Source organism: Dokdonella sp. (genome assembly GCF_049593775.1).
Lineage (GTDB): Bacteria > Pseudomonadota > Gammaproteobacteria > Xanthomonadales > Rhodanobacteraceae > Dokdonella.
This window is the reverse complement of sequence record NZ_JBAWHJ010000339.1, coordinates 1-11,545: the sequence shown is the minus strand read 5'-3', so window position 1 is coordinate 11,545 and position 11,545 is coordinate 1. Positions and strand designations below refer to the sequence as shown.

7 protein-coding genes are annotated in these 11,545 nt (G+C 61.3%); 1 reads left to right on the top strand and 6 read right to left on the bottom strand.

The genetic code is table 11. The features are described 5' to 3' along the window. The first annotated feature begins 563 nt into the window (after positions 1–563). Positions 564–956: a hypothetical protein gene (locus tag WBP53_RS11785; protein ID WP_423929145.1), complete on the top strand. Its 393-nt coding sequence runs from the start codon at positions 564–566 to the stop codon at positions 954–956. Between the two features lie 81 nt (positions 957–1,037). Here the strand turns inward: WBP53_RS11785 and WBP53_RS11780 are convergent, their stop codons facing one another. The 6 genes from WBP53_RS11780 to WBP53_RS11755 form a co-directional block, all read right to left on the bottom strand. Next, positions 1,038–4,169 (bottom strand): efflux RND transporter permease subunit, encoded by a 3,132-nt coding sequence (locus WBP53_RS11780; protein WP_423929143.1) that lies wholly within the window; start codon positions 4,167–4,169, stop codon positions 1,038–1,040. Between the two features lie 463 nt (positions 4,170–4,632). Continuing rightward, positions 4,633–7,866, bottom strand: coding sequence for an efflux RND transporter permease subunit (locus WBP53_RS11775; RefSeq protein WP_423929141.1), 3,234 nt, complete (start codon positions 7,864–7,866; stop codon positions 4,633–4,635). 106 nt (positions 7,867–7,972) lie between these two features. Continuing rightward, positions 7,973–9,166 carry an efflux RND transporter periplasmic adaptor subunit gene (locus tag WBP53_RS11770; protein ID WP_423929139.1) on the bottom strand — a complete coding sequence of 398 codons (1,194 nt, stop codon included), beginning with the start codon at positions 9,164–9,166 and terminating at the stop codon, positions 7,973–7,975. A 245-nt stretch (positions 9,167–9,411) separates the two neighbouring features. Then, positions 9,412–9,627: a formate dehydrogenase subunit delta gene (locus tag WBP53_RS11765; protein WP_423929137.1), complete on the bottom strand. Its 216-nt coding sequence runs from the start codon at positions 9,625–9,627 to the stop codon at positions 9,412–9,414. A gap of 3 nt (positions 9,628–9,630) precedes the next feature. Beyond that, complete coding sequence (gene fdhD, locus WBP53_RS11760) at positions 9,631–10,482, bottom strand: formate dehydrogenase accessory sulfurtransferase FdhD (protein ID WP_423929135.1); 852 nt, start codon at positions 10,480–10,482, stop codon at positions 9,631–9,633. Between the two features lie 42 nt (positions 10,483–10,524). Beyond that, positions 10,525–11,545 (bottom strand): MFS transporter (locus WBP53_RS11755; protein WP_423929133.1); only part of this gene is annotated, 1,021 nt, incomplete at its 5' end.

Genomic DNA, 11,545 nt, shown 5'->3' with positions numbered 1-11,545 from the left:
CGCATGGGTTGGGCCGAGACGAATGACAATGACAATGACTCGACGCAAGCCCCTTCATCTCCTCATCCCTGCACAGGCAGGATGCCGGAGCGAACTTTTGCCAGGCGAATGGCCCGAAAAGCATGCGGCGGAAGCAGCATGCCTTTCAGCTCCTCCAGGGCGTTGCAATAGTCGACAAACATACTGATCGACCAGCCAGGCGGCTGCTGCAAAGCGATTCCCGTCTACGCGGAAATGAGGGTGGACGACACTAGATTGGGCGACAATCGTCCCAGTCCCTCCCCCCAGCACCAGGCCGAAACGGGCAGCCGATTTCCATCACGCTAGTCGTCAGGCAACCATGACCTTCGACCTGTGCGTATTCACTGATTCACGCGCCTGAAAAAGTGTCCACGGACATTGAAAACTGTCCGTCCAGGCGTCCGAAATCGCATGCATGACTTATGTCATAGCAACTTAATTCGTTGATCCTGCATCTCATTCTCTGCAAGCGATGAAAACTTCCGGAGTGGCACGGTGCTTGCTCCATCATGTTTGCAAGACCCGCTTGCAGGAGACCCCCCATGAGTGTTCGCAAATCAACATTTAGAAAATCCACGACAACCCTGATCACCGCAGCGCTACTGGCTGCATTGAGTTTCGGCGCCAACGCGCAGTCGACAGCCCGGCTATCTGACAGCGCGCCCTATCAGGCGACCCTGATGCCGACCCTCGCAGTGACGGCCAATGCGTCCGATCCGTCTGCGCCACAGCGCTGGAGTCTCTCGAACGCGAAACCGGTAAAGGTGACTCTGTTGCCTGCCATGACCATTGGCGTGGAGGCTGGATCATTGGCCGTAACCAGACTGCCAACCGTCACGGTGCTGGCCGAGATCGAGCCTGAACGACCTGCCAGCTCCATTTTCGCGTCCATCGGGACACCGCCAGCTAACGCCTCGTACCTGCTCGCCGACTAGGCGGTGCATGGTTGGGACTCCGACACAGGGTCGGAGTCCCTGGCCAGGCGTAATCAAGCTGATGTCCAATCACGCGGTGGCTCAGGGCAGCTCTGGCGACGGAACACCGGTGGACTGCAGCGCGCGTCGTGCGGCTTTCCTCTCTCGACGTCGCTCGGCCATCCGAGCAAAAACCAGATACAGCGCTGGCGTTGAAAACAGTGTCAGGCTCTGAGAAACCAGCAGCCCGCCAATCATCGCAATACCCAAAGGCTGTCGCATCTCGGAACCGACACCGAAGCCGATGGCCAGCGGAAACGCTCCGAGTATCGCGACCATCGAGGTCATCATGATCGGACGAAAACGCACCAGGCATGCCTCGCGAATCGCCTCTGCAGGGGTGCGACCACCATCGCGCTCGGCGTGCAACGCGAAGTCGATCATCATGATTGCGTTCTTCTTTACGATTCCTATCAGCAATACGATCGCAATCACGGAGACGATTGAAAGCTCCGTGTTGGTAACGAGCATGGCCAGCAAGGCTCCGACACCGGCTGCAGGCAGCGTCGACAGGATCGTGACCGGATGGATCAGGCTCTCGTAGAGAATGCCAAGCACCAGATAGACCGCAACGATCGCGAACAGGATCAGCAGCCCCTGACCTGACTGCTGCTGCTGGAAGCGGCGGAAGTTGCCCGAGCCTTCGACCTTGATGTCGCCTGGCATTCGCATGTTGCTGACAACCTCGTCGATCAGCGGCTTCACTTCACCCATGCTGACATCGGCAGCAAGGTTGAAGCTGATATCGAAGACCGGAAACTGGAAGTCATGCTGGATCGACATCGCTGCGGTGCCCGGCTTGATGTGGGTCAGCGCACTCAAGGGAATCATCGCACCGTTGCTTGCGCGAACGTGCAGGGAGTTCAGTGTGTCGAGCCCGGGCGTTGCATCCGCGACGGCATTGAGGACGACCCGGTACTGATTTTGGTCCGAGTAGATGGTCGAGATCTGGCGTTCGCCGAATGCGTTGTACAGGGTGCTGTCGATCGCGCCAATTGAAACGCCGAGCCGCGCGGCAGTATCGCGATCGATGATCAGGTTCTGCTCGACACCGCCATCGTCCAGCTCGGTTCCGACGTAGCTGAACTGCGGCAGCTTGCGCAACTCGGCGGCAAGGCGCGGCCCCCACGTCAGCAAGTCATCGTAGTTGCTGCCCTTCAGCGAATAGCTGTACTCGGAATCACCGCCGCGCGGGCCACCGCCACCGATATCCTGCACCGGACGCAGGCGCAGTTTGATACCCGGCAGATTCTCGGTTTTCGCAGCCAGCCTGCGCATGACCCTGGATGTCGAGATGGAGCGACCGTCGCCCAGCGGTTTGAGATTGATGTACAGGCTGCCGCGATTGCTGCCCGCGCGGAATCCGCCGCCGCCCAGCGATGAGCCGAGACTCGCGACAGCCGGGTCGGCGGCAATGACATCGGCTACCTTGCGCTGCAGCTCGACCATGGCGTCGTAGGAAATCGACGCGCTGGCCACCGTGGTTCCCTGGATCATGCCGGTATCCTGCTCGGGCACGAATCCGAATTTGAGAAAGGTCGCCAGCCAGATAGTCAGGAGTACCAGCACCAGCGGTTGCAGGCTCATGGTGCGCGGATGCCTGAGCGACCAGTCCAGCGCACGCGCATAGGCATTGAGCATGCCGGCGTGCATGCGATCGATGCGCTGCACGAGGCGCGATGGCTTTTCTTCCTTGTGGGTCGGCAGATAGCTTCCGCACAGGGACGCCGTCAGGGTCAGCGAGACAACAGCCGACATGGCGATCGCCGCAGCAATCGTGACTGCAAACGAATGCAGCATCATGCCCATGAATCCACCCATGAACAGCAACGGAAGAAACACCGCCACCAGGGACACCGTGATTGAGACGATGGTGAATCCGATCTCGCGCGCGCCATCGAGCGCGGCCTGCATTCGTGTCTTGCCCATGTCCAGGTGGCGCACGACGTTCTCGATGACGACGATGGCGTCATCAACGACAAAACCGATCGAGATGACCAGGGCCATCAGGGTCAGGTTGTCCAGCGTGAAATCGAAGATGTACATGACGATGAAGGCGCTCGACAGCGACAACGGCACGGACAGCCCTGCAATGACGGTTGGCGCGACGCGGCGCAGAAACAGCAGCATGGTCAGGATGACCAGGCAGATGCTGATCATCATGGTGATCTGGACTTCGTGGATCGAGGCACGAATCGTCGCGGTTCGGTCATTGAACGGGGTCAGTTGCACACCTTCCGGCAACCAGCTGCGCATCAGAGGCAACTGCTCATAGATGCTGTCGACGGTATCGATCACGTTCGCTGTCGATTGCTTGGTGATGGCCATCAGGATGGCGGGATCCCCGTTGAACCAGGCAGCCTGGTCCTTGCTTTCCTGGCCGTCCCCGATGGTCGCGATATCACGCAAACGGATGGGCACGCCATTCCGTACTGCAACGATCAGGTCGGCGAATTGGCTGGCTTCGGTCAGGGCTCCGTTGGCAGCTATCGTCATCGTGCGCTGGCCATCGCCGAGGAAGCCCTGAGGTGAAGTGACGTTGGCGGCGGAAATCGCGTTACGCACCTGGTCCGCAGACAGCCCCATCGAGGTGAGCTTGGCCATGTCGACATCAACTCTCACGGCCGGCGTCGCGCCACCAGCCAGTGTGACGTCAGCCACGCCTGGCAACTGGCGTACGCGCGGCGAGAGCATGGAGTCAGCCAGGTTGTAGAGTTCGGCAGCCGTCCGTGAGGTGGATGTCAGGGACAACAGCAAGACCGGATCGTTGTTCGGATTGGCCTTGCGATAGATCGGAGCGGTGGTCAAGCCACCCGGCAAATCCGGCATGGCCGCATTGATGGCCGCCTGCACGTCACGAGCCGCGCTGTCGATGTCCTTGTCGAAATCAAAGAACAGGATTACCGACGCCCGTCCTTCCATGCTGTGCGATCCCATCGAATCGACACCCGCGATCTGACCCATGTGTCGTTCCAGCGGCGCAGCAACCGTCGAAGCCATGTTCTCGGCGTTCGCACCAGGCTGGTTGGCAACGACAAAAATCACCGGGAACTCGACATTCGGCAACGCAGCGACGCCCAGTTGGAAATAGGCAATCACGCCACTCACGAATACGCCGAGTGCGAGCAGGAGGGTGCCGATGGGACGGCGGATGAAAGGGGCGGAGAGGTTCATCTCGAGGACCCTGCGCGGGTGACGGTCGGGCTCGACCTGGCTTGTTTCAGGTCGCTTCCGAGACTGACGCACTCAACATGCTCTGTTGACCATGCGCAGACAGGTGCAGGATTGCCATGACTCCGATCTCCTTTTGCCGTCTTCCCGGCGAAAGCCGGGATCCATATTTTCGCCTTTCCGTGATTGGTACGCTGCTTCGCAGCGCGTTCCAGGTGCAAAGCCTTCACTCGCCTGTCGGCGAGCGAGTGATAGCCTTCTTGATATACCGCGCGCGCAAAGCACTCACCACGCGAAAAGCTGCGGCCAGCTCGCCGGGAGGCGAGTGATAACTCGGCTGGGATGCCGTGCCGCGTAGCGGCGCAAGAGCAACAGTGACTCGAAAAACCGCATGGCGCACGATATCCAGACGGCCGCATCGCGCCTGACGGCCCTCCTGCGAAAGAACGGAAAGGAGCCAGCAAGCTCATGCCATCCCCCGCTCTGCAACCAGAGTGCGCCGCTCATTCCAGGCGGAGAACCAGTCCGAAAGCCTTTCCATCTGCAAGTACAACACCGGCGTCGTGTACAAGGTGATCAATTGCGACAGAAGCAGGCCACCCACGATCGAAACACCGAGCGGCTGACGCAGTTCGGATCCGATGCCGGTACCGAGGGCCAGTGGCAACGCGCCAAACATCGCCGCGAACGTGGTCATCAGGATGGGGCGGAATCGCAGCAATGCGGCGCGACGGATGGCATCGTGCGCATTGGCGCCGGTGCGGCGCGCCTCGATGGCGAAGTCGATCATCATGATGGCGTTCTTCTTGACGATACCGATCAGCAGGATGATGCCGACGATGCCGTCGATGGACAGGCTGAAGCCGCACAGGCTCAGCGCGAGCAAGGCACCGACGCCGGCGGGCGGCAGGGTCGAGATGATCGTGATGGGATGGATATAGCTTTCATAGAGCACGCCAAGCACGATGTAGATGACCACAAGCGAGGCGAGGATGAGCAGGACTTCGTCGGTCATCGATGCGGAAAACTCCGCAGCCTTGCCGATGAACTTGCCGCGGATCTGCGCCGGCATGCCGATGGATTGCTCGACGTCGGCAATCGCCTCGACGGCGTCGGACAGCGAGTAGCCGGCAGCAACATTGAAGGAAATCGTTACCGCCGGCAGCTGATCCTGGTGGCTGATCACCAACGGCGCATTGATCACCTTCGCGTCAACCAGCGATGCCATGGGGATCACGCCGCCTGCGCCAATGGCAATGCCGGTATTACCCTGCGAACCGATTCCGCTCGGCGTCGCCGAGTTGCTGGAAGTGGCCTGCCCCAGCGTGGTCGCGTTGCTTCCCGACAGGACACTGCTGCTGCCACTGCCACGCACGCTCAATCGATTGAGCAGGTCGCCGCTGGTCCTGAATTTCGGATCCACTTCGAGGACGACCCGATACTGGTTCAGCTGCGTGAAGATCGTCGAAATCTGACGCTGGCCGAAGGCCGAATACAAGGTGTCATCGATGGTCTGGATCGGCACGCCGAGCCGGCTGGCCTGGTCACGATTGATGGTCAGGTTGAGCTGCAGGCCGTTGGCCGCGAGGTTGTTGTCGACGTCGGCCAGCTCCGGACGCTGCTGCAGGGCCGCGGTCATGCGCTCGGCGAAGCGGCCCAGCTCTTCTTCGTCGACTTCGGTCAGTGCGTATTGGTACTCGGTCGGCGCAACACGATTGTCGAGTGCAATGTCCTGGACGGGCTTCAGGAACAGGGCGACTCCGGGAATGCGGTCGATTGTGCCCTGCAGTCGCGGCATCAACTCGTCGAGCCCTCCGCGCTCCGAGCGTGGCTTGAGCACGATGCTGAGCTGGCCCTGATTGAGCGTCGGGTTGATCGAGCCGGCTCCCACGAAGGCTGCAACCCCGTCGACCGCCGGATCCGCCCGCAGCGCCTCGGCAACTCGCTGGGTTCGCTCCAGCATGGCTTCGAAGGCGATCGTCTCATCCGCTTGTACGACACCGGTGATCATGCCGGTGTCCTGCTCGGGCAGCAGCCCCTTGGGCATGGTCACGAACAGCAGGACAGTCAGGGCCACGGTCGCTGTCAATACGAGCATGGTCAGCTTCTGGTGTCCGAACACCCAATCGAGGCTGCGCGCATACGCAGCAACCAGACGGTCCCACCAGTCGCGCGAACCCGAACGTCCGGGCGATTCCTCGTTGTCCTCGTGCGGCACGTTCTCGCGTCGCAGCAGGTAGGCACACATCATCGGCGTCAGGGTCAGCGAGACGATCATCGAAATGCCCACCGCAATCGACAGCACGATGGCGAATTCCTTGAACAGGCGGCCCGTGACACCCGGCATCAGCAGCAGCGGCAGGAATACCGCAATCAGCGAAACAGTCAGTGACAGGACGGTAAAGCCGATTTCCTTCGCACCGACTTCGGCGGCTTCCTTCGGGTCCCTGCCCTTCTCGATATAGCGGACGATGTTCTCGATCATCACGATGGCATCATCGACGACGAACCCGGTCGCCACGGTCAACGCCATCAGCGAGAGATTGTCGAGCGAGAACGCGGCAGTCGACATCACTGCGAAGGTACCCATGATCGACAGCGGCACGGCGATGCTGGGGATCACGGTCGCCCACAGCCGTCGCAGGAAGACGAAGATCACGGCAATGACCAGGCCGATCGTCAGCATCAGGGTGAATTCGACATCCTCGACCGAAGCGCGGATCGTCACCGTGCGATCAGCGAAGACATCAAGATGCACGTTGGCCGGCAGCAAGGCACGCAGCTCCGGCAACAGCAGCTTGATGTTGTCGACTGTCTGCACGATGTTCGCACCAGGCTGGCGACGGATATCCAGCAGTACGGCAGGCTTTCCATTGGCCCAGGCGGCCAGCTGATCGTTCTCGACACCGTCGATTACCTTCGCCACGTCGCCCAGACGTACGGGCGCACCGCCCTTGTAACTGATGATCGTGTTGCGGTAGCCGTCGGCGTCGGTCAGCTGGTCATTGGCACCGATCGTGAAGGATTGCGAGGCGCCATTGACCGTGCCCTTGGGCCCGTTCACGTTGGCCTGGGTCAACACCGAGCGCACGTCCTCGATGGTCAGTCCCTGGTTCGCGATGGCCGCAGGATCCACCTGGATGCGTACGGCCGGACGCACATTGCCGGCGATGCTCACCAGGCCCACGCCGGACACCTGCGAAAGCTTCTGCGAAAGGATGGAATCGGCGAAGTTGTTGACCTCGCGCAGCGGCAAGGCATCCGAGCTCATGACCAGGGTCAGGATCGGCGCATCGGCCGGATTGACCTTGTTGTACACGGGCGGGTACGGCAGGTTGTTCGGCAAGGTGCCGCGACCGGCATTGATCGCCGATTGCACATCCTGCGCAGCCGCGTCGATATCGCGATCCATGTTGAACGTGAGCAGGATCGTGGACAGTCCCGCGGAGGAATCCGAAGTCATCGTGCCGAGGCCGGAGATCTGGCCGAACTGTCGTTCCAGCGGCGTGGTCACCAGTGCGGCCATCGTCGACGGGCTGGCGCCGGGATATTGCGTGGTGACCTGGATCGACGGCGCATCGATGTCGGGCAAGGCCGATACCGGCAACAGGCGATAGCCCATTACGCCGAGCAACAACACACCGGCCATCAACAGGGATGTGGCGATCGGCCGGCGAATGAAGAGTGTCGAGAAGCCCACGTGTTTCAGTTTCCTTGGACTGACTTGCTGCGGACGGATGATCCCGAACCCGAAACAAGATTGTGTATCTGATCCTGCCGGCCTTCAGCAGAATGGGAGATCGTGCTCACCGCCGTCCGCGTTCGCCACGCTTGCTTTCGCCTTGCGGCACCGGCGTTGGCGCGGCGACCTCGCCCGGTGCCATCGGCGACACCTTGCTTCCGGTCTTCAGGCGAAACTGGCCTTCGGTCACCACGCGATCGCCGGCCGCGAGGCCGCTGATGACCAGCACGCCGCCGCCCTCGACCGCACTGGCCGTCTCGACCTTCTGCATCTTTACCGTCGAATCGCCCTGGACAACCCAGGCGTACTCGCCATCTGGCCCCTGCTGCACGCCTGTCGCGGGAACCACCACGCCATCGCGGATCGTTCCCACGCCGAGGCGGACATTGACGAATTGCCCGGGCCATAGCTTGCGATCGGCATTCGGAAATTCGGCCTTGAGCTTGAACGTGGCCGTGGTCGTATCAATCGAATTGTCGATGACCTTGAGCTCTCCTTCGGCTATGGGCGTGGAATCCTGGCGCGACAGAGCAGTGACCTTCAGCGGAGTGGCGTCTGCCTCGCGCACCTTTGACATGTCCTGCTGCGGCAAGTTGAAGATCACGTTCAGTGGTCGGGTCTGGGTGAGCACGACGATTGCGCTGCCATTCGCCTGCAGGAGATTGCCGACATCGACCTGGCGGATACCGGCCAGCCCGTCGATCGGAGCGATCACCTTGGTGAAACTCAACTTTGTACGCGCGTCGTTGACCGCGGCCGCGTCCCCGGCAATCTGTGCTTCCTGCTGGCGGACGGTCTGACGCTGGTTCTCAAGGTCCTGTGCCGAAACGAACTTCTTTTCGATCAGATCCTCGTAGCGCTTCAGGGTGCTTCTTGAAGCGGCCAGCTGCGCCTCATCCTGCTTTTTCTTTGCCAGAGCCTGATCGAGCGCGGCCTGATAGCTGCGTGGGTCGATCTGGGCGATCAGATCACCTTTCTTGACCTCCTCACCCTCGGCAAAATTGACCGATTGCAGTTGCCCGCTGACCTGGGCGCTGACGGTCACCGTGTTCAATGCCTGAACCGTACCCAGGGCAGTGAGGTATAGCGGCACGTCTTCCGTGGTGGCCTGCACCACCGTGACCGGAATGGGCGCTTCGGTGCCACCACCGGCGCCTCTGCGGTCCTGATCCGTACCACCCGTGCCGATGAGCCTCCAGGCGATGACACCTGCCAGTACGAGGACGATGACAATGAAAATCAGTTTTCCGCGCGACATCCGCAATCCCTATTTGTTGGTCCAGCAGGCTCGGGACAACTCCCGTATCGCCCATCTTCACAGCATGCGGCCAGACAATCCGGCCATCTGCAACCTCTAAAGCCGCGCTTGCCGTCCGCTGCACACCCCAGATCAAGGCTCAAGTTGGGACTGACAGCATGCCAAGAAGATTCCCTGCCAATGGTGAATAAATTGAGAAGATTCTGGCAGCAAGGCCCAACCCCGTGGAATCATGCCCGGAAGAATCAACTCGCAGCCAGTCGCTGGACTCCGGCCCGCGCCAGTTCACCGAGGCCATCGCCATCGGCTTCCAGGTAGGCAATCAGTTGCCTGCGCATGCGCGGATCCCAGAACTTCCTCAGGTGATCGGCAATGCCGTCGATGCCCGCTTCCCGATCCGGCTCGGATTCGAAATAGTTGGCGATGTCGTTGGCCATGGCCACCAGCCTATGTGCATCCATGGTTCAGCTCCCGCTGTGGCCTATGCGCTGTGGGTGGGTATAGACGACGTGGCTGGTGGCGCGCGCGAACCCGACCAGGGTAACTCCGGTCGATTCGGCCAGGTGAATGGCCAGCGACGTCGGCGCGGAAATGGCGACAACGAGGCTGATGCCGAAGGTGGCCGCCTTCTGCACCATCTCGTAACTCGCCCTGCTGGTCAGGACCAGGAAGCCTTCTTGTAGCGGAGTCGAGCGGGCGACCATCGCACCTATCAGCTTGTCCAGCGCATTGTGCCTGCCGACATCCTCGCGCACGAGCACCAGATTGCCGCCGAGATCTGACCACGCGGCAGCGTGAGTCGCGCCGGTGCGGCTGTTCAGGGGTTGCGCAGCATCCAGGGCTGCGAGAGCCCGGTGCAGGGTTGCGCCAGGCACGACCGGACCTTCGCCAACTGGGGCCGGATGACGCACGACATCTTCGAGCTGCTGGGTCCCGCATAGTCCACAACTGCTTCGACCGCTCAGGTTGCGCTGACGTTGGGCGATGGTCTCCGCGCGAATGTCGGGGATTCGCACGCCGATCTCGATCCCTTCAAGGCGCTGATATACGACGATCGACCTGCATTCATCCGCAGATTCGATGATCGCTTCGCTGAGGCTGAAACCGAGCGCGAAGTCCTCCAGGTCCATCGGAGTCGCCATCATGACGACGTGGGCCTGTCCGTTGTAATGGAGGGCAACCGGGATTTCGCTGGCGATCCAGTCTTCGTCGAGAACATTCGTGCCGAGATTGAACCGCTCGACATGCCGACGCACACAAACCGCCTCGCCATCGCCAGGGATCGGGCTTGTCGATGAAGTGGTTCGGGATGGCATGCCATTCGCCCGTTACGTGCCGAAAGAAACAATAGCAGGCATTCACCGACTACTTGAAGCGCCCCCTCTTGCAAGCACCGGCAAGACGCAAAGAGTCATCAGCGCAAACAGCCCTCCTGCGACGAAGGTGGCGCCGGCGCCCCGGTAGTCCCACAGCGCGCCCGCGAGCACGCTGGCCACCAGCAAGGCGATGCCGGCAACCAGGCTGAACACGCCGAAGCCGGTACCGCGAAAGGTGGATGGCACGGTATCGGCCACCATGGCCGAAAGCAGACCCTGGGTCAGGCCCATGTGCAAACCCCACAAACCCGCACCGACGAAAACGGCAGTCGGTCCGCTGGCCCAGGCAAGCACGGCATCCGCTGCGACAAGAACCAGCATGCCGGCAGCGAAAAGTCCTTTGCGAGTCCAGCGATCGGAAAGCACGCCGACCGGCCACGCCGACGCCGTATATACGAGGCTCATCACGACCAGTACGAGCGGGACAAGCGTATTTGACAGACCCAGCTGGGATCCGCGCAGGATCAGGAAAGCTTCACTGAAACGCGCCAGCGACAACAGGCCACCGAGCACGACGACCATCCAGAATGGCCGCCCCAGGCTGGCCAGCCCGGCTCGCGTGATCGGCATTCGTGCGCTGCGCTGGGTTGTTTTCGGCTCGCGTACGACGAATACGATCAAGGCCACTGCGACGATGCCTGGCAGCACGGCGAACCAGAGAACGGTGCGTATGTCTCCGAGGAAGAAGGCCATCAGGCCGACGGCCAGCAACGGGCCGACCACGGCCCCGGCCGTATCCATCGACTGGCGCATGCCAAAGGCTGCGCCGCGAACTTCCTGCGGAGTCACATCCGCAATGAGCGCGTCACGGGGCGCACCCCGTATGCCCTTGCCGAATCGATCAAGCAGGCGCGCGGAGACAATGACACCGACCGATCCGGCCAGCGGAAACAAGGGCTTGACCAGGGCGGCCAGGCCGTAGCCCAGCAGCACGAGTGGCTTGCGCTTTCCGAATGCATCGCTGATGTAGCCGGAAAACACCTTGGTCACGAGGACAAGCGCT

Coding starts and splice junctions, on each gene's coding strand:
- WBP53_RS11780 (WP_423929143.1), bottom strand. CDS start 4,169: ATGAACCTCTCCGCCCCTTTCATCCGCCGTCCCATCGGCACCCTCCTG.
- WBP53_RS11765 (WP_423929137.1), bottom strand. CDS start 9,627: ATGGATGCACATAGGCTGGTGGCCATGGCCAACGACATCGCCAACTAT.
- fdhD (WP_423929135.1), bottom strand. CDS start 10,482: ATGCCATCCCGAACCACTTCATCGACAAGCCCGATCCCTGGCGATGGC.
- WBP53_RS11770 (WP_423929139.1), bottom strand. CDS start 9,166: ATGTCGCGCGGAAAACTGATTTTCATTGTCATCGTCCTCGTACTGGCA.
- WBP53_RS11785 (WP_423929145.1), top strand. CDS start 564: ATGAGTGTTCGCAAATCAACATTTAGAAAATCCACGACAACCCTGATC.